Source organism: Fulvivirga sediminis, assembly GCF_016757215.1.
GTDB classification, from domain to species: domain Bacteria; phylum Bacteroidota; class Bacteroidia; order Cytophagales; family Cyclobacteriaceae; genus Fulvivirga; species Fulvivirga sediminis.
Map to the genome: position 1 here is coordinate 141,288 of NZ_JAESIY010000002.1, position 18,502 is coordinate 159,789.

General features: G+C 36.1%; 19 protein-coding genes. 17 read left to right on the forward strand and 2 right to left on the reverse strand.

The genetic code is table 11. The features are described 5' to 3' along the window. The first annotated feature begins 202 nt into the window (after positions 1-202). The 5 genes from JL102_RS03965 (at position 203) to JL102_RS03985 (ending at position 5,699) form a co-directional block, all read left to right on the forward strand. Positions 203-586, forward strand: a complete 384-nt coding sequence (locus JL102_RS03965) for a PadR family transcriptional regulator (protein WP_202242830.1) — start codon at positions 203-205, stop codon at positions 584-586. Further along, positions 583-3,003: a PspC domain-containing protein gene (locus JL102_RS03970; RefSeq protein ID WP_202242832.1), complete on the forward strand. Its 2,421-nt coding sequence runs from the start codon at positions 583-585 to the stop codon at positions 3,001-3,003. The genes JL102_RS03965 and JL102_RS03970 overlap by 4 nt, the downstream gene beginning before the upstream one ends. 79 nt (positions 3,004-3,082) lie before the next feature. Next, the gene (locus JL102_RS03975; RefSeq protein WP_202242834.1) at positions 3,083-3,532 is read left to right on the forward strand and encodes a carboxypeptidase regulatory-like domain-containing protein; all 450 of its coding nucleotides are present in this window, start codon (positions 3,083-3,085) and stop codon (positions 3,530-3,532) included. Between the two features lie 88 nt (positions 3,533-3,620). Further along, complete coding sequence (locus JL102_RS03980; RefSeq protein ID WP_202242836.1) at positions 3,621-5,024, forward strand: S41 family peptidase; 1,404 nt, start codon at positions 3,621-3,623, stop codon at positions 5,022-5,024. Positions 5,025-5,213: 189 nt separating this feature from the next. Continuing rightward, a complete protein-coding gene (locus JL102_RS03985; RefSeq protein WP_202242838.1) occupies positions 5,214-5,699 on the forward strand; it encodes a gluconokinase in 486 nt (161 codons plus the stop codon). Positions 5,700-5,703: 4 nt separating this feature from the next. On the opposite strand, the gene JL102_RS03990 is transcribed toward JL102_RS03985, so the two are convergent. Beyond that, positions 5,704-6,600, reverse strand: a complete 897-nt coding sequence (locus JL102_RS03990; RefSeq protein ID WP_202242840.1) for a LysR family transcriptional regulator — start codon at positions 6,598-6,600, stop codon at positions 5,704-5,706. Positions 6,601-6,842: 242 nt separating this feature from the next. Here JL102_RS03990 and JL102_RS03995 point away from each other — a divergent pair, with 242 nt between their 5' ends. From JL102_RS03995 to JL102_RS04020, 6 genes are all read left to right on the forward strand, one after another. Beyond that, positions 6,843-7,769 carry a DMT family transporter gene (locus JL102_RS03995; RefSeq protein ID WP_202242843.1) on the forward strand — a complete coding sequence of 309 codons (927 nt, stop codon included), beginning with the start codon at positions 6,843-6,845 and terminating at the stop codon, positions 7,767-7,769. A gap of 63 nt (positions 7,770-7,832) precedes the next feature. Next, positions 7,833-8,402, forward strand: coding sequence for an RNA polymerase sigma factor (locus tag JL102_RS04000; protein ID WP_202242845.1), 570 nt, complete (start codon positions 7,833-7,835; stop codon positions 8,400-8,402). Between the two features lie 3 nt (positions 8,403-8,405). Next, positions 8,406-9,200, forward strand: coding sequence for a hypothetical protein (locus JL102_RS04005; protein ID WP_202242847.1), 795 nt, complete (start codon positions 8,406-8,408; stop codon positions 9,198-9,200). After that, complete coding sequence (locus tag JL102_RS04010; RefSeq protein ID WP_202242849.1) at positions 9,184-10,236, forward strand: hypothetical protein; 1,053 nt, start codon at positions 9,184-9,186, stop codon at positions 10,234-10,236. Before JL102_RS04005 ends, JL102_RS04010 begins: the two co-directional genes overlap by 17 nt. Before the next feature lie 84 nt (positions 10,237-10,320). Then, positions 10,321-11,067: a hypothetical protein gene (locus JL102_RS04015; RefSeq protein ID WP_202242850.1), complete on the forward strand. Its 747-nt coding sequence runs from the start codon at positions 10,321-10,323 to the stop codon at positions 11,065-11,067. 129 nt (positions 11,068-11,196) lie between these two features. Further along, positions 11,197-11,613 (forward strand): DoxX family membrane protein, encoded by a 417-nt coding sequence (locus JL102_RS04020; RefSeq protein WP_202242852.1) that lies wholly within the window; start codon positions 11,197-11,199, stop codon positions 11,611-11,613. 19 nt (positions 11,614-11,632) lie between these two features. On the opposite strand, the gene JL102_RS04025 is transcribed toward JL102_RS04020, so the two are convergent. Next, a complete protein-coding gene (locus tag JL102_RS04025) occupies positions 11,633-12,502 on the reverse strand; it encodes a sigma-70 family RNA polymerase sigma factor (RefSeq protein ID WP_202242854.1) in 870 nt (289 codons plus the stop codon). A gap of 275 nt (positions 12,503-12,777) precedes the next feature. Here JL102_RS04025 and JL102_RS04030 point away from each other — a divergent pair, with 275 nt between their 5' ends. From JL102_RS04030 to JL102_RS04055, 6 genes are all read left to right on the forward strand, one after another. Next, a complete protein-coding gene (locus JL102_RS04030) occupies positions 12,778-13,728 on the forward strand; it encodes a tetratricopeptide repeat protein (RefSeq protein WP_202242856.1) in 951 nt (316 codons plus the stop codon). A 323-nt stretch (positions 13,729-14,051) separates the two neighbouring features. Further along, complete coding sequence (locus JL102_RS04035; RefSeq protein ID WP_202242867.1) at positions 14,052-15,338, forward strand: citrate synthase; 1,287 nt, start codon at positions 14,052-14,054, stop codon at positions 15,336-15,338. 81 nt (positions 15,339-15,419) lie between these two features. Beyond that, entirely contained in the window at positions 15,420-15,677 is a 258-nt protein-coding gene (locus tag JL102_RS04040; RefSeq protein ID WP_202242869.1) for an acyl-CoA-binding protein, read from the forward strand. Continuing rightward, positions 15,678-16,376, forward strand: a complete 699-nt coding sequence (locus JL102_RS04045; RefSeq protein ID WP_202242871.1) for a 16S rRNA (uracil(1498)-N(3))-methyltransferase — start codon at positions 15,678-15,680, stop codon at positions 16,374-16,376. A 204-nt stretch (positions 16,377-16,580) separates the two neighbouring features. Further along, positions 16,581-17,825, forward strand: a complete 1,245-nt coding sequence (locus tag JL102_RS04050; RefSeq protein WP_202242873.1) for a nucleoside recognition domain-containing protein — start codon at positions 16,581-16,583, stop codon at positions 17,823-17,825. A 42-nt stretch (positions 17,826-17,867) separates the two neighbouring features. Beyond that, positions 17,868-18,320: a DUF7832 domain-containing protein gene (locus tag JL102_RS04055; protein WP_202242875.1), complete on the forward strand. Its 453-nt coding sequence runs from the start codon at positions 17,868-17,870 to the stop codon at positions 18,318-18,320. The last annotated feature ends 182 nt before the right edge of the window (positions 18,321-18,502 follow it).

Here is an 18,502-nt window from a genome sequence, read left to right on the forward strand (position 1 = left end):
ACTACCCTTAATGTACCAGCGTTTCTGCTCATTTATCTATAAACTCTCTAGAGCAAAGAAGCAATTTAATATAACAAAACAAATATATCGAATAAATATTTCAATTATTCAATATAACAAGCTAATATTTGTTACTTAGTACTTGGCCATACATAGTACTTTGCCGTATAATTGTATAGGTCAAAACTCAAAATAATAATTTATGAATCTGGAAAACACGCAAGTGCAGATGCGGAAAGGTATTTTAGAATACTGTATCCTGCATATTATCTCCAGAGGTGAAGTCTATGCATCAGATATGCTAGATGAACTCACCACTGCGAAGATCATGGTTGTAGAAGGTACGCTGTACCCCTTGCTTACTCGCCTGAGGAAAGCAGGATTAGTCGAATATAAGTGGGTAGAATCAAACTCTGGTCCTCCGCGTAAATATTACACACTCACAGAGCAAGGTCAGTCTTTTCTTGAAAATTTAGATACTACTTGGCATGAATTGATGAATTCAACGAAATTAATCACTTCAAGAAAAGAAAAAGACAACGATAACAACAACAGCACTTCTCAAGATCAAAACTCAAACCCATGAAAAAGAACATTAGCATAAATATAAGCGGTATCATATTTCACATAGAGGAAGACGCTTATGAGCAATTGCGTGATTATCTTGATTCCATTAACAGGTACTTTTCTTCTTTTGATGGCAGCCAGGAGATCATAGCTGATATAGAAAGCAGAATAGCTGAAATATTTCTAGCTAAGCTTAATGAAGAAAAGCAAATAATAACCGCCGAAGACGTAGACTCCCTAATAGCTACAATGGGTAGCATTAAAGACTTTCAGGCTGTGGAAGATACTGAGAATGATAATAGTGGTAATAGCTATCAGCAGCAGCATAGTGAAGAAAAAACAAGCAGCTGGTCTGACATTGGCACCAAAAAACTTTATAGAGACAGCAAGAGAAAAATTATAGCCGGTGTATGTGCAGGCCTTGGATATTATTTTCATATTGACCCTCTTTGGGTAAGATTACTCCTCGTCATATTATCGATTGGTAGTTACGGCATCTTTTTGATTGCCTATGTTATTTTATGGATAGTGCTACCAGAAAACACCGAACTGGATGAGGACCAGACAATAAAAAAAATGTTCCGGAACCCTAATGGGAAAGTCATCAGTGGGGTTTCATCTGGCGTAGCTACCTATTTTGGTGTAGATGTAGCGGTAATAAGACTGCTTTTTATCATTTTTACCTTTGTATTTGGCTCGGGAGTATTAGTGTATCTCATCATGTGGATTATACTTCCAGAAGCTAAAACCATCACAGACAAAGTGCAAATGGAGGGTGATCCTGTTACCCTTAGTAATATAGAAACCAATATAAAAAAAAGCCTCAATGTAGATGAAAATGAAGAAAATATATTTGTAAAAATATTACTCTTCCCCTTTAGATTAATCGCAGCAGTACTCAACGGCATAGGAAGAACATTAGGCCCTATCCTCATGTTTTTAGTTGATTTTGTTAGGATCGCACTAGGAACAATGCTTATTCTTATAGGGTCTTCTTTTGCTATTAGCTTTATTATATTGCTAGGAGTAAGCCTTGGCTTTTATACTTGGGGAGTATGGATAGACTTTCCTATAGAAGCCTTCTTAAAGTTAGTTCCTCCTTTCACATCGCTATTAGCATTTTTTGTATTAGCCATACCGGCATTGCTATTAATATTAATAGGTGCCTCTGTTATCGCCAAAAGAATAATTTTCTCTGCACCTACAGGATGGTCTTTATTAGCCTTATTTATTGTAAGCAGTATTTTGGTATCGATCAACATCACTGATATAGCTTTTCAATTTAAAGAACATGGAGATAGAGAAGTAGTAAAACATTTTGACATACATGGGAAAACTGCAGTACTTAAATTAACAGAAGTAGGTCTTGATGACTATGACATCACCCAACTGACCATAAAAGGCTATGATGGAGATAACTATAAACTCAATCAATATTTTAGTGCCCGTGGCCGCTCTAGACAAGAAGCTATAGAAAACTCTAAAGATGTAACCTATAATGTAGGACAAGAAGACTCTGTGCTATACTTCGATTCAAATATTCAATTTAATGAAAACAGCACATTCCATGCTCAAGAGCTATCAATGACCTTGTATGTACCATATAACCATAAATTCATTTTAGATGATGATATGCGCCACATACTAAGAAGTACTCCTTATGTAGAAGGTTACAGTCTTTATAATAATGACAATTTTGAGCTTGAATATACAGAAGACGGCACGCTGGAATGCGCTCAGTGCCCAATAGTAGAAAAAGAAGAAGAGGTCAATAGAGAAGAAAGCCATGACCAAGAAATCTCTGAAAGCCGTCATGAAAGCTCAAACGGCAAATTTGATCAGCTATACACTTTTCCATCTTTTAACGCCCTGGAAGTTTCTAATTCATTTGTGGTACATATCGTAAAAGCAGACAGCTTTCAGGTGGGTATAAATGCTAATAGAAAATACCGGGATAATATTGATATATATGTAAAAGGAGAAAAATTGTATATAGATTACAATAGAGGTTCTAAGCTTAAGATTAATGATTTCCTTAGAGATGATATTAGCATAACCGTTTACACACCGTCATTACAATCTATAAAATCAGAAACAGCGGGCAGAATTTATTTATCTGATTTTACAGAGCAAAATATGGATATTGATTTATCCGGTGCTTCATTTGCCAAACTTTCTGATGTAAATATTGGAGAATTAACTGTAGACTTATCTGGCGCTTCAGAGTTGAATATAGATGGTACAGGACAAAATTTATCAGTAGAAATGCAGGGAGCATCACAACTTGATGCGATGAATTTTGAAACAGAAATAGCTGATATTGAAGCTCATGGCGCCTCTTCTGCGCGAGTGTTTGTGACAAAGAAATTAAGAAAAGAAGAAAATTTTGCCAGCGATATAAAATATAAAGGCAATCCTCAAGTTATAAATGAGTAAACCAACAAACTAATTCTCATAAATTATCTTAGGAATCCGGTCTGAACTTCAGCCCGGATTTCTTGTTTTATATCTAATTATGAAAAACATCAACTTATTATTACTGTGCCTTATCTACACTATATGTAGCTGCAAAGGCACACAAAGCGAAACCATGGAACAAGGAATAAAAGGAACCGTTACGTGGTCAGAAGGCAATTTAATGCCCGGCCCAGGCAAAAAGAGTGGAACTAATCGCCCTGTAGAGAGAGAAATTCACATTTATGAAGCTACCAAAATTAACGATACAGAACACGAAGGCACTTTTTATAAAAACATAAGCACCAAACTAGCTGCTAAAGTACAATCCAATGAAGACGGGGAATTCATGATATCTCTACCCGCAGGTAAATATTCCATTTTCACTAAAGAAGAAAAAGGTTTATTTGCTAACAATACTGACGGACAAGGCTACATAGAACCGGTAGAAGTAAAGAAGGATCAGGTAACAGAAGTGACTATCAATATTAATTATATGGCTGTATATTAAAATCAGCCTTTTCTTATTATCTCAATAATCACGATATTGTGGTCAAGCTTCAACTATCTAACACTATAAATATTTAAATCTCAAAGGAATGAAACATAATATACTCCATTCTCCACTTTTAATTATACTTATATGTATAGCCTTTAGCGTCACTTCCTGTAATGATGATGATAGCTCAAATAATCAGAACAAGGAAATTAATAGCTGGATTTACAATACAATGGATCAGATATATCTATGGACCTCTTCCATGCCTTCCCAGAACAATGTAGAGATACAAGCTGATCCATCAGATTTTTTCAAAAGCCTTCTTTATAATGGAGACCGCTTTTCAGTAATCCACCCAAACTATCAAGAACTACTTAACCAACTTAATGGTGTAACTTATGAGGCTGGCTTTGAATTTCAACTTTCACGCTTATCCCCGGGAAGTAATGAAGTACTAATGTTGATTCTATATGTAAAACCAGACTCTCCTGCTGAAGATGCTGGACTAAAAAGAGGCGACATTATTACCAAAGTTAACAACACTGCTATCACCATTGATAATTATGAGACTATAGTACCTCAGGTATATAGCAATTTCTCAGCTTCATACTCCAGGTATAATAGAGCTTCAGAACTATACGAAACTAAAGGAACGGTAAACTTAGCCGTAAAAGTAATAGAGGAGAATCCCAATTACTTAGATACGGTATACACCATAAACAATAGCAAAATAGGCTATTACGTATATAACTTTTTTGCAGAGGGTGTTAATGATAAGTATGACAACCAAATGGATGACATCATAGCTTCCTTCCAATCTGAAGGAATTAATGAATTAGTGTTAGATCTAAGATATAATGGCGGTGGCAGCGTTAATTCAGCCATCAACATGGGCAGCTTAATTGGCACAGACGTCAACTCCGAAAAGATATTTTTTCGTAGTATGTACAATGATCTTTTTCAAAGTTATTATAAAAGTGACCCAGAATTATCTAAGCGACTAAAAACCAATTTTATAGATAAAGCCAATAATGTAGGTAAACAAATTAATCACTTATACATTATAGTAACTGGTCACACAGCCTCAGCTAGTGAATTAATAATCAACGGATTAGATCCTTACATGGATATAACCATCATAGGAGAAACCACAGTTGGTAAAAATGTAGCCTCTACTTCTATTCAAGATGAGGAAAATCCTAATAACAATTATGGTTTACTACCTATTATAGCCAGGTTAGAAAATAGTGAGGGCTATTCTGATTTTGAAGACGGCTTTACCCCATTAGGAGATAATTATATCAAGGAATTTGATTCCCCTATAAGAGACCTTGGCGATACTCACGAAGTATTGTTGAGCAGAGCTATTGAACTCATTACAGGCTCAAATCCTAATGGCAGGATATCACAGCCATTAAAAAAATTATCTTTCGAAAAGCTTCCCTCATCCTCTATAGACAGAAGACCAAGTACCAACAGAGCAATACTTTCAATACCTGAATAATTTCAAACGGCTCATGTAGCGAATTTTATAATCGGCGCTACATGAGCTGTTATTACTATTATAGCTTTAAGCCGATGGTTAAGAATTGTGCTACTTTAAGAAATCCATTCATCACACCTTTAGCATGATTAAAAAAAACATTTAACTCCCTATCTTTAACCCCACTAATCATTTAAGAAAAATTTGTGTATGGTAATCATAATTATGGGGGTAACGGCCAGCGGAAAGTCAACTATAGCAAAAGCATTAAGCGAAAAAATCAACATCCCTTACTATGACGCAGACCAATACCATTCACAAGAAAATATCCTTAAAATGTCAGAGGGTATCCCTCTAACCGATGAAGACCGAAAAGGATGGTTAGAGAATTTATCAGTAGAAATTGCAAAATGGCAGCAAAATGAAGGAGCAATACTCGCTTGCAGTGCTCTTAAAAAAAGTTATAGACAAAAGCTACAGTCTAAATCTGAGCTTCCTATCCAATGGATTTACCTGAGAGTACCGCAAGAAATTATTCAAGAAAGAATAGAAGCCAGGAAAAATCATTTTATGAATAAAAGCTTAGTGTCCTCTCAATTTGCCATATTAGAGCCACCAGAAAATGGTTATACTGTAGATGGCACTAACTCTACTGAAAAGATTATAGAGGAGATTACTAATAAAATAAAAAGTTGAAAGTCTAGTTACACAGACCTACTAAGTGCCCCTTCAAGTGCCCAATAAAATTTTCGATATACTGAGGCTGTTCTGTTTGCTTTAAAGTAGCTGCATACCAGGTTCTAAATAGGCCTTTTTTAGTTACAGGCACGGCCACAAGTTTTTCATCTCGCAGGTAAGGGTCCAAAATCCATTTGGCAGCTACTTTTATTCCCATGCCCGCCTTAACCATTTCTATCGCAGCCTCCGTAACCTGAATAGGTATTACTCCTTTGGGCTGAACATCTTCAGGTATAAGTACTCTGCTAAACAGTGTTACTGATTCTAAAGGTAAAGAATGTATAATCAGCTTTTCATTTTCAAAATCACGAGGCTCTACATACTTTTGCTTAGCAAAAGGATGAGTTTTAGGCATTAAAGCTAATAGCTCATCCATAAAAAGCTCCGTCAATTTTAAATTAGGATTATTCACTTCTCCACTCACTATGGCCAAATCAAGCTTTCCGTTAAGCAACTGTTCTGTACGCTCACCGTTAGGGTCTGGAGATATTTCTATATCTACATTAGGAAATTCCTTCTGAAAATCCACCATTAAGCCTGGCAGCCAATGATAGGTGGTATAACATTCTGTACCCACTCTCAAAGTACCCTTGTCTCCTCCTACATATTTTTTTACGGCCAACTCAGCCTGCTCTAACTCATTGAGGATACGCTCAGCCGATTCCAGCAATATTTTGCCTGCACCGGTAAGCACTAGTTTCTTATTCACCCTATGAAACAATGGTGCTCCAAGCTTAGTCTCCACCTCTTTCAGCTGATGGCTCAGTGCTGACTGAGAAAGAAACAAGCTTTCTTTAGCCTTGGTGAGACTTCCCTTTTCTGCTACCTCTTTGATCAGACGTAAATGACGAACCTCCATATGTATTAATGATTTTCATATAAAGATAGAATTTTATTCATCGTATTCATAGAACGCCCTCTTAGCTACCTCGTTAAATTGCACATGTCAAAACTCAAAATTATGCAAACTACCTCAGCACCAACTCCTAAAGTAAAAGTGATTTCAAATAACAAAAAGAAGAAATCTCCTAATTCATTTGATCTATATGATTATCTGAAAAACATAAAAAGTTACAATATTGCACTAGCCCTATTCAACAAATGAAAGCATCATCAAAAAACTTAATCTTATTGTTTGTATTGGCCTCACTTTGGGGCCCTTCTTTCCTTTTCATTAAAATAGCCGTTAAGGAAATGAGCCCAGTACATGTAGCTACTTTCAGAATTTTTATTGCTGCCATAGCATTGAACTTATTTCTGCAAATAGCGGGTACACCTTTTAAAAAGAGCCTAAAGTTTTGGCGAGATATTACCATTTCAGGCATATTCTCTTTGTCTTTACCTTTTATGCTCATATCATGGGCAGAAACACATATCGACAGCGCCTTAGCTTCTATCCTCAACGGTCTCACCCCATTATTTACCATTATCATGGCGAATTTCTTAATAGCAGATGATAAAATGACCAAACATAAAGTAATAGGAACACTCTTAGGCTTTGTCGGGCTTTTAACCCTTATTTCACCTCATTTTTCTAGCCACATGAGCAGTTCTTTCTTGGGGATAATAGCTGTAGTATTGGCAGCCGTTAGCTATGGTATAGGTATGGTTTATTCCAGAATGAAGCTGAGAAACGTACCTCCATTACATGCCCCCGCTGCTCAGCTATTAGTAGCTTCAGCTTACATGCTACCCTTGTGTATTTCAACCGTTGGCTTACCCCATTTCAGGGAGCTTTCGGGTTCCTCTATTTCTTCAATACTCGCTCTTGCCTTGCTTGGAACCGCCGTGGCCTATGTAATCTTTTTCAAAATAATAGAAAGTGCAAGTGCATCTTACCTCTCTTATGTCACCTACCTTATTCCTATTTATGGAATAGCTCTTGGCGTTATTTTTCTTAAAGAAAGCATCTCATCAGAGAGCATAATTGGTGCATTAATTATTCTCATAGGCTTAATGATCGCAAACAAAACAATCAAAATTCCTTTCAAAAAGAAGCAGTTAAATAACTCTTCGATAAAAAACTGATTTTCATTTTCGTTCCATGCAACCTTTAGCGAAATATTCGCATCTTCCTGCTGAGAACGCAAAATGAAACTGAAAATACATCGGTCAGAAGAAGATACTTTAATCCGGCAATGTAAAAAGCAGGATAACCAGGCACAGAAAGAAGTGTATGAAAAATATGCCTCTACTATGCTGGGTATCTGTGTTCGTTACATTAAAGAGCCCGGTCAAGCCGAAGATGTAATGATCAATGGCTTTGTTAAAGTATTTGAAAAGATCGATCAGTTTAAAGGAGAGGGCAGTTTCGAAGGTTGGATCAGACGCATTATGGTGAATGATTCGCTAACCTACCTCAGGCAAAATAAGAGCATGTACCTGGAGGTAGATATAGAAAAAGCAGATCTGGAGCCTGATTATTCTTCGCTAGATAATCAATTAGAAGCAGAAGATTTGCTCACTATGATTCAACAACTGCCAACAGGTTACCGAACGGTATTTAACCTGTACGCTGTAGAAGGGTTTTCGCATCGAGAGATAGCAGAGCAACTGGGCATAAGCGAAAACACTTCTAAATCACAATTGAGCCGAGCCCGGGCTTTATTGCAAAAGCAATTATTAGCCACTGAGCAGAACATGAAAAATCAATTTAATTAAGCTATGAGTGATCAACAGCTAGATAAATTATTCAAAAACAAACTAGAGGATATTAAAAAAGAACCCTCTTCTGACGCTTGGATTAAGCTAAACTCTAAAATGCAGCAAAAAAAGAGCAGAGGAGTCTGGTTTTATATAAGAATAGCTGCCTCCATCTTACTTTTAATCTCAGTATCTATCATGGTATTGAAAGATGAGCGCTTATTTCCTACTTCCGGTAGATTAGCCAATAACAATCACCAGCCTAAAGATAGCGCCATGCAAGCCCCTGAGCCAACTACTAAACCTAAAGACACTGCCAGTGAGGCCTCCATTAATACCATAGAAGAAGATAACATCAGCAAGCAAAATCATACTGAAGCCGTTAACTCAAAAAACACAGAATCAAAAAAAGAGGTTAAACCAAGCACCGAAAAAACACAGAAAGAAGTTCCAGTTAAACCTCAGCCTGCATTAAAAGAAACTATTGCTCTTTCTGAAGTCAATAAACCTATTACTATCAAAGAAGAAAAAATTTCTATTCCTGATGCAACCACCGAATCAGAAATAGCATCTACTAAACAAATGGAAGAAAAAGGACAGACCTATACTTTCAACATAGAAGATTTTCAGAAGAAGAAAGAAGAAAGTATAGCCACGGGATCAGAAGAAAATAACAGTGATGAAGATAAGTCTGCTTTTAAAAAGGTGCTTCAGTTTGCCAAAGACCTAAAAGAAAGTGACGGACTAGGCGAGCTAAGAAAGGCTAAAAATGAACTTTTGTTGATCAATTCTAAAAAAAATGACTACTCAAAATAAAATAACAACAACACTCAAAGCGGTCATGCTAAGCCTGGGAATGCTTTTGGCATTCTCGGGCCTGGCACAAGAAAAGACAGATTCTGTCATAATTAATGTAGGCAAAAGCAAAATCATCTTTCTGATCAATGACAAGCAAGATCTTAATACCATTAAAAACTATGATTTAAATGCCATATTGAATGAGCTCAGTTTGAAACTAGAAACTGACTCTTCGCAACAACAAACATTGGTAAATGAAAACAATGGGGAAAAAACTTTCATTACTGATACTACTATCGTAATTATAAAAACAAAGACTGACACCATTGAAAGCGATGATGACACCGAATGGAAAAAGGAAGAAAAATGGGAAAATAAAGAAAATATAAAGAAATCTCACCATTATTTTAATCTCGAATTAGGCACTAATAACTACCTCAGCAAAGGGAACTTCCCAGATGCCACTGATGAACCGTATACTGTGCGCCCTTGGGGGTCTTGGTACGTGGCTATTAATTCGGTAAATCAGACATACATTTCAGGACCATTGTACTTAGAATGGGGCCCTGGTGTAAGCTGGTATAATTTCAAGTTTCAGAATGATGCCATGCGAATTTATGATCAAGACGAAAAGGTAGCTTTCATAGAGGACAGCGAATACCCAGATGCCCATTTTAAAAAAAGTAAACTAACAGTAGCTTACATCAACTTTACCGTGGTTCCCACCTTAATTTTCGGTGAGAATTATGTTGAACCAAAAAACAAATGGCTCAATATTCATGATAACAACAGTAAATCTAGCTTTAGAATAGGAGCTGGAGGTTACGTTGGCTACAGAATTGATAGCTATAGCAAAATTGTATTTGAAGAAGATGGTGATAAAAAGAAGAAAAGAAACCATGAAGATTATCACCTTAATAACTTTCGCTATGGTTTAAGATTTCAACTTGGCTATAGAGAAACGGATTTATTCATTAATTATGATTTAAATAACCTATTCTCTGAAAACAGGGGTCCGGAACTCAAAGCTATTAGTTTCGGCATTATTTTTTAAACATTCATCATATATAAACTCATTAAAAATAATCGCTTACTAAGCGAAACAGGAAAACTATATCAAGCATAAAATAACAACACCATGAAAACTCAAATCTCAAAAATCAGCATCATATTACTATTTGTTATCATATCAGGATCAGCATATGCTCAAGATAATAACGATGATGACAAAGAAAGAAAAGGCACTACACATGATTTTGGAATTGATTTAGGCATCAATAATTATTTGGAAAACGGGAATCCTCCTTCTGATAGTGACGCCCCTTATACAGTAAAACCTTTTGGCAGCTGGTATGTAGCCTTAAAAAGCATTAACAATACGCATATCAATGGGCCCCTACACCTAATTTGGGGCGGAGACATCAGCTGGTACAACTTCAAATTTGAAAATGAAGATATCAGAATGCTTAAAGGAGATGATGGCGTTTTCTTTGTTGAAGAGGGCGACGTAAATAGCAAAAAAAGTAAGCTTACGGCTGCCTATGTTAATGCAAGTGTGGTTCCTATGCTTGCTTTTGGAGATAGCAAAAACTCTAAAAACTGCCATTGGAAACTTTGGGACAAAAGTCAAGGATTTCGAATAGGCGCAGGTATGTACGCCGGTTATAAGATTGGCAGCTACACCAAGGTAGTCACCAAAGAAGGTGGAGACAAGGACAAAGACAAAGATCATGATTCTTTTTACCTGAACAACTTCCGTTACGGTTTACGTGTACAAGCAGGATTTCGAGGAATAGACCTATTCTTTAATTATGACCTGAACGAACTATTCGCAGATAACAAAGGACCCAAACTCAACGCCTTTAGCATAGGTGTAGTTCTCTAAATAATTATATATACCCTGAAACTGATACTTTCAGGGTATTTTCATACCACCTAAAATAATTTAAGCACTAATTATGGCTAAGTAAATCTACTTTCAGTATCTTAAACAAGGCTAAAGCTTCTTCCGATAATGAAAAGAAAAATACTCTTTGTCGTAGCTCTCCTATATGGCTTATTGTTTATCAATGCAGGGCTCAATAAATTCTTTAACTACATGCCTATGCCTGAAGAATTGCCGGAAGCCGCAATAAATGCTATGAAAGCCATGTCACAAATCAGTTGGCTAATGCCATTAATTGGTATTACAGAAATAATAGGAGGAACACTTTTCATCATCCCAAAACTCAGAGCATTAGGAGCCTTAGTTATATTACCGATACTTATCGGTATAGTATTATTTAACACCATTACCGACACTTCCGGACTACCCGTTAGCATAGCTTTGGTAATTATAGAAGCCTGGATAATTATTGAAAACAAGCATAAGTATATGCCTCTAATACTAAAAAGCAAAAAAGCTGACCCGGAGTCCGAGTCAGCTTCTTAGTATTTTCAAAAACGACGTATTAATTAGCCAAGTAAGGCTTCAATAACTCGTTCTTAGGATTCTTAGATAATTTTCTAAGTGCTTTTTCTTTTATCTGTCTAACCCTTTCACGAGTAAGACCTAAATTTTCTCCGATGTCTTCAAGAGAAAGACTTGTGTTTTCACTAAGTCCAAAATATTGACTGATTACTATTCTCTCTCTTTCAGTAAGGGTAGATAGTAATCTAGTAACCTCTCTTCTTAAAGAATCACTATAAACAATATTATCAACTTCGTTACTATCTTCATCTTCCATTACATCCAATAAGGAACTACCTTCATCTTCTGAAAATGGCTTATCAATAGATACTTGTTTAGTCTGAGAACGAACTGTTGTTCTTACCTCATCTATTGACATATCAAGCAATTCTGCTAATTCTTCATCGGTTGGTTCACGCTCAAATTGCTGCTCCAATAATGAAGAAGCCTGATCTATTTTAGAAAGAGCACCAATTTTATTAGAAGGTATTCGTACTATTCTTGAATGCTCTGCCAATGCTTGGATAATTGATTGTCTGATCCACCATACAGCATATGAAATAAACTTAAATCCCCTCTTCTCATCAAATCTCTTAGCAGCCTTTACCAAACCTAAATTACCTTCGTTAATAAGATCATTCAAAGGTATCTTATTAGAGTAATGATATTGCTTTGCAACTGAAACCACAAACCTTAAGTTGGCCTTCACCAGCTTTTCTAAAGCAGCCTCATCACCCTCTCTAATCCTCTGCGCTAAGTCAACCTCCTCTTCAGGCGTGAGTAACTCATCCTTAGATATTTCATTAAAGTACTTTTCCAGGGTTCTGCTATCCCTGTTGGTAATAGACTGTGTAATCTTAAGTTGTCTCATTCTCCTTAATCCTAATATATTTACGTCCTTTTTTATATACAACTATTAATAACAAAAAAATTGTTATTTTGTTCCCTTCTTCTGATAATTATGTAAATTTAGAGTAGTAGAATACCAAAATAATTTTATAATTTTGCACCTACAAAACCCCTTTTTACGGGAAACTTCGCATAATACGAATTTTTTGTTAAACTGCTTAGAATTATTTTAATTAAATGCTAATTTAACACTTTCATATAGCTCATATAGCTCTCACCCTAAACATGATCTTTACAATGCTTAAGTTTAAGGCTTGTAAATGGCACATTATTGCCCTCACACTTCTTCTCACGTTATCTAACGGCCTAAATGCCCAAAATGATATAGATTCAGAGCATTTTTTCTCAAAAGGGTATCAATCTCTTTCAAATAATTCTGAAATGGCTATCAAAGCTTTTTCACGAAGCATCCAACTCGACTCAAATTATTCCGAAGCTTTTTACCAGAGAGGCATAGCATACCTTAAGCTAGGAGATTACCAAAATGCTCTCCATGATTTTTTACATACAAATAAATCTGCCTCTACAAACAACTACGATATATATACTGCTTTTGCCTTCCAGGGAACCGGAAAACTCGACAGTGCTAAAATCTTTTTTTATCGATATATCTCAAAGCATCCTCAGGATACTGCTGCTTATTTCTATGTACTCAGCGGAACGGCTCCTCATGAAACCGGCCATTTCAAACCTCAGTCTCTTATAGACATGAGTATAGAACTACAACCACTACACGAAAAGTTCCAATACTACAGATATTTACAATTGGACAGGGCAGGCTTGTATGAAGAAGCACTTGGAGCAATCAATGAACTTATACGTCTGCGACCCTCATTCTATCTATATTATATATATAAAGGAGATGAACTCTATTCATTGAAACAGTATAATGAGGCCATATTCATGTATAATATAGCCGCAATGAAAAAGGCCGAAGATGATAGCATATATTATAAGAGAGGGAAAACTTATCAAAAGTTAGAGAATTGTGACAAGGCTATGTCTGATTTTGATCAAGCTATAAAACTTAACTCCACTGTTGGCAGCTATTTCGCAAAAAAAGCAGAATGTCTGATGACTCTCGGCTATAAAGAAAAAGCCTGTGATAATTGGCTTAAAGCCAACCAACTTGGACATGAAACCTCATCAGAAGACAACCTTCCTAACTGTGATTTCTACGATAAATAGAGTCTTAATCTCCTTAATAATATAAATTCCGTTAAGCTATGTTAAAAAACAGCTTTCACGACTGATAAAACTCCTTTTTTATGAAACAAAACATTTTCATAAGAGTTAAATATCAGAGAGACTGAAAATCAGAGACATAGAACTTGCTTCAACATTGACAATGTTGTGAAAACCCGAATTTCCTCACAAAATAGGGGCATAAGCTGATTTAAAGTCGATTTAAAGCAACAATTAGATGAATTTTGAGGTTTTTATTTAAACCTTTTTTTAATTAATTTCACGGTCTATTTTTCAACAAAAAAGACTATAAACAGAAGATAAATATGTCAAATACGGCTGAATTAAAAATTGGAAACGATTCCTTTCAGTTACCTCTTACCGAAGGTACAGAAGGTGAAAAGGGAATTGACATTGGAAAGTTAAGAAGCGAAAGTGGAATCATAACCCTAGACAGAGGTTTTAAAAACACAGGTTCTACTTCAAGTGCTATTACCTTTCTCGATGGTGAAAAAGGAATTTTAAGATATAGAGGTTACTCTATTGAAGATTTGGCAGAAAAATCGAGCTTTATTGAAGTAGCTTATCTTCTAATCTATGGAGAGTTACCATCTAAGGAAGAACTTTCTAATTTCCAAAACGACATTAAGCACCACACGCTAGTACCAGAAAATACCAATAAGATACTGGAAGGTTTCCCTACTACAGCGCACCCAATGGGCGTTCTATCTTCATTAGTAACCTCTCTTACTGCATTCTACCCTGAATCTTTAAACCCTAACAGGCCTGAGGAAGACGTTAACCTGAACATTATCAGACTTTTGGCTAAACTGCCAACATTTGCAGCATGGGCTTACAAGCACCAGATGGGGCACCCTGTAAATTACCCTGATAATAAATTTGATTACTGCTCTAACTTCTTGCAGATGATGTTTAGACTTCCGCATCAGCGATATGAAGAAGATCCAGTAATCGCTAATGCATTAGACAAATTACTTATTCTTCATGCAGATCATGAGCAAAACTGCTCTACAAGTACGGTGAGAATAGTCGGCAGTTCTCATGCCAGCCTTTATTCTTCTATTTCTGCAGGTATAAGCGCCCTATGGGGGCCTCTACATGGAGGAGCCAATGCAGCGGTTATCAAAATGTTAGAAAACATAAAAGAAGATGGTGGTGACACCAAAAAATGGATGGCTAAAGCTAAGGATAAAGATGATCCTTTCAGACTATTTGGATTTGGCCATAGAGTATACAAAAACTTTGATCCTAGAGCTAAAATCATCAAAAAAGCAGCCGATGATGTTCTTAATAAATTAGGAGTTAATGATCCTGTATTAGAAATTGCTAAAGGACTTGAGGAGGTTGCTCTTAACGATGAGTACTTCATCGAAAGAAAACTTTATCCTAATGTAGACTTCTATTCTGGAATTATTTACAGAGCTTTAGGAATACCTGAAAATATGTTTACAGTAATGTTTGCTATAGGTCGTTTACCAGGATGGATAGCTCAGTGGAAAGAAATGAGAGAAAATGGAGAGCCTATCGGAAGACCAAGACAAATATATGTAGGAGAAAATCTCAGACCTTACGTTGACGTAGACAAAAGATAAGCCAACAAAGGACGAACATAACATAATAAAAGGGGCTTGTAACAAAGCCTCTTTTTTCATTTAAACCAAAATCTACCTATTATGAATGCGGAATTTGAAAAAGCTGTTAAAGAATCAAAAGAGCTCACTAAGCGCCCTTCTAATGAAGAACTCCTTAAGCTCTATGCCTTATTTAAGCAAGCCTCAGAAGGAGATAACACAGGTGAGCGCCCAGGAGGTTTTGACTTCAAAGCTATAGCCAAGCATGATGCCTGGAATGAATTAAAAGGCATGTCTTCGCAAGAAGCAGAAAAAAACTACATTGAATTCGTACAGGAATTACAAACCAAATACGCTTAAATGCCCCTATTCTATCAACCTAACGTCACTAGTGGAGAGCACTTTCTTGATGGAGAAGAGTCAAGACATTGCGTAAAAGTATTACGACATTCTAATGGTGATGCAATAGAGATTATTGATGGTGACGGCAGCAAATACACTGCAGTTATCACCAATGCTAATCATAAAAAGTGCGAGTTTAATATTACTGAAGCCATAAAAAAACAGCATCCGCCTCATTATATTCACTTAGCCATATCTCCTACAAAAAATATGGATCGTATGGAATGGTTGATAGAAAAGATAGTAGAAATAGGTGTGCAAGAGGTAAGTTTTATACTTTGCAAAAACTCAGAAAGAAGAGTGTTAAAGATAGACCGCCTAATAAAAAAGGCCATAAGCGCCATGAAGCAGTCCGGGCAATTCTATTTACCTAAAATTCACGAGCTCAATTCTTTTGATAAGTTCATATCTGATTCTGTGCAAGAGGAAAAGTTTATTGCCTATGTAGACAAGAGCAACCAATCATTTTTACATAAAGCTGCTTCAGCAAAAAGCAATTATTGTATACTTATAGGCCCTGAGGGAGATTTCACCAAAGAGGAGCTACAAGCAGCCTTTGACCATCAATTTAACATGGTAAGTCTAGGTCCCAGCACGTTAAGAACGGAAACCGCCGGCCTTGCCGCTTGCCATACTTTGAATTTATTGAATTGGTAAGAGATTAAACATTAAAGCTTTCTCTTTCTTATATCTATTCAGAAGATGGAAGCTTTTTTCAATTAAAATCATACCCTACTCCTTTCTTATTTCACATCTTAAATGTTAAGATCTAATTTTACTCCCATCATATTTAAGGGATATTAAAAATTAAGTTGTATTATTCAACCAAGTTGATAATTTCGTTAGCTCAAATACTATTATATGGTTCTTAACTACCTCTGGATTGCCTTTTTCCTTATTGCATTTGTCATAGCACTCTTCAGACTCGTATTTTTTCAGGATACGGAGATATTTCCATCCATTGTAAACTCCACTTTTGAAATGGCCAAAACAGGCTTTGAAATCTCTATCTTCTTAACTGGGGTTATGTCTTTATGGCTTGGTCTAATGAAAATAGGAGAAAGAGGTGGGATGGTAAAGATACTCTCTAAGCTAATAGGCCCATTTTTTAGCAGACTTTTCCCGGATATACCTAAGGATCACCCTGCTACTGGAGCCATCATTATGAACTTTTCGGCTAACATGCTTGGCTTAGACAACGCTGCCATGCCTATTGGCCTGAAAGCTATGCAGGAAATTCAGGACCTGAACCCCAATAAAGAAGTAGCCTCTAATGCTCAGATCATGTTTCTTGTGTTAAATACTAGTGGGTTATCAATCATCCCTCTTACGATTTTGGCGGATAGATCAGTATTGGGCGCCGCTAATCCTACAGATGTGTTCCTTCCTATTTTACTAGCTACCTTCTGTAGCACACTGGTAGGGCTAATTACAGTAGCGATATATCAGAAAATCAACCTTTGGGATAAAGTAATTATGGCTTATTTAATAGGTTTTACAACCTTTATAGCTGCTTTAATTTATTATTTCACAAATATTCCTCAAGAACAAGTTAGTACTATATCAACAGTAGCTAGTAATTTTATTATATTTACAATTATAATTAGCTTTATTGTACTCGGAATCAGAAAAAAAATTAACATCTATGAAACATTTATAGATGGTGCAAAAGAAGGTTTTCAGATATCAATTAAAATAATTCCTTATCTGGTAGCTATTTTGGTGGCCATAGGTGTATTCAGAGCTAGTGGAGCTATGAGCTATTTATTGGCAGGAATAGAATATTTAATAGGCCTCACTGGCATGAACACAGACTTCGTAAAAGCCTTACCCACAGCACTTATGAAGCCATTGAGTGGTAGTGCTGCAAGGGGTATGATGTTAGAAACTATAGAAACTTATGGGGTTGACTCGTTTACCGGAAAGCTCGCTAGCGTATTAAGAGGTGCAACCGAAACTACTTTTTTTATTATAGCAGTTTATTTTGGATCAGTGAACATAAAAAAAACAAGATATGCCGTTACAGCTGGCTTAATTGCCGACTTTGCAGGAATCATTTCTGCTATTCTTTTTGGGTATCTATTTTTTCATGCTGATTCTATTTAAGTGATATTTCAAACAAGAACAAACTTTAAATAAGTATTTCATATGACGAACGACAAGAAGGCGAACATTCAAAAGAACATTTATGACAATGCTAAGAGTCATTTTTTGGGTAACTTCCCAGACTCTCTGCCCATAGAACAAGCTTATGTACATATAGGAATGTACCTGGGTTGGGTTATAGAAAATGAATTGTATTCAGAGTACTTTGAAGAAGAAGCTGAAATGCAAATTTTCAGATTCAAGAGAAGAGAGATATCTTGTACTATCTTAAGTGAAATATGGGATGGTTACTTAGGTTATGAGTTATTCAACAAATCAGGAAACATGTTTACCTACTATTACTATGGTGGTGGCCTTTTTAAAAATGATTACGATGAAGTACTTGTAAAAAAATTACCTTCTATTTATCACGTAAACGATTCATGGGACAATTATGAATCTATCAAAAACAGAATAGACGTAAGATTCCAGGATTGGAAAAAACTTATTGGATAATTCTTAAAGCAAAACAATAAGGCACCCTCGGTGCCTTCATTCTTTTTCCCTCTTTCAATTCTTATTAGTGAGAGCTCTACTCACTGAATAACTTATTCTTTTGATTGGTCAGTTTGCTGACACATAGTTGACTCTATAAATGCATCTAGCACTCTTTGCTCAAAGAACTCCTATTCTTCACC

Coding starts and splice junctions, on each gene's coding strand:
- JL102_RS03970 (WP_202242832.1), top strand. CDS start 583: ATGAAAAAGAACATTAGCATAAATATAAGCGGTATCATATTTCACATA.
- JL102_RS03990 (WP_202242840.1), bottom strand. CDS start 6,600: ATGGAGGTTCGTCATTTACGTCTGATCAAAGAGGTAGCAGAAAAGGGA.
- JL102_RS04025 (WP_202242854.1), bottom strand. CDS start 12,502: ATGAGACAACTTAAGATTACACAGTCTATTACCAACAGGGATAGCAGA.
- JL102_RS04000 (WP_202242845.1), top strand. CDS start 7,833: ATGAAACTGAAAATACATCGGTCAGAAGAAGATACTTTAATCCGGCAA.
- JL102_RS04005 (WP_202242847.1), top strand. CDS start 8,406: ATGAGTGATCAACAGCTAGATAAATTATTCAAAAACAAACTAGAGGAT.
- JL102_RS04055 (WP_202242875.1), top strand. CDS start 17,868: ATGACGAACGACAAGAAGGCGAACATTCAAAAGAACATTTATGACAAT.
- JL102_RS04020 (WP_202242852.1), top strand. CDS start 11,197: ATGAAAAGAAAAATACTCTTTGTCGTAGCTCTCCTATATGGCTTATTG.
- JL102_RS04050 (WP_202242873.1), top strand. CDS start 16,581: ATGGTTCTTAACTACCTCTGGATTGCCTTTTTCCTTATTGCATTTGTC.
- JL102_RS04010 (WP_202242849.1), top strand. CDS start 9,184: ATGACTACTCAAAATAAAATAACAACAACACTCAAAGCGGTCATGCTA.
- JL102_RS04030 (WP_202242856.1), top strand. CDS start 12,778: ATGCTTAAGTTTAAGGCTTGTAAATGGCACATTATTGCCCTCACACTT.
- JL102_RS03995 (WP_202242843.1), top strand. CDS start 6,843: ATGAAAGCATCATCAAAAAACTTAATCTTATTGTTTGTATTGGCCTCA.
- JL102_RS04035 (WP_202242867.1), top strand. CDS start 14,052: ATGTCAAATACGGCTGAATTAAAAATTGGAAACGATTCCTTTCAGTTA.
- JL102_RS03985 (WP_202242838.1), top strand. CDS start 5,214: ATGGTAATCATAATTATGGGGGTAACGGCCAGCGGAAAGTCAACTATA.
- JL102_RS03965 (WP_202242830.1), top strand. CDS start 203: ATGAATCTGGAAAACACGCAAGTGCAGATGCGGAAAGGTATTTTAGAA.
- JL102_RS04045 (WP_202242871.1), top strand. CDS start 15,678: ATGCCCCTATTCTATCAACCTAACGTCACTAGTGGAGAGCACTTTCTT.
- JL102_RS03980 (WP_202242836.1), top strand. CDS start 3,621: ATGAAACATAATATACTCCATTCTCCACTTTTAATTATACTTATATGT.
- JL102_RS04015 (WP_202242850.1), top strand. CDS start 10,321: ATGAAAACTCAAATCTCAAAAATCAGCATCATATTACTATTTGTTATC.
- JL102_RS03975 (WP_202242834.1), top strand. CDS start 3,083: ATGAAAAACATCAACTTATTATTACTGTGCCTTATCTACACTATATGT.
- JL102_RS04040 (WP_202242869.1), top strand. CDS start 15,420: ATGAATGCGGAATTTGAAAAAGCTGTTAAAGAATCAAAAGAGCTCACT.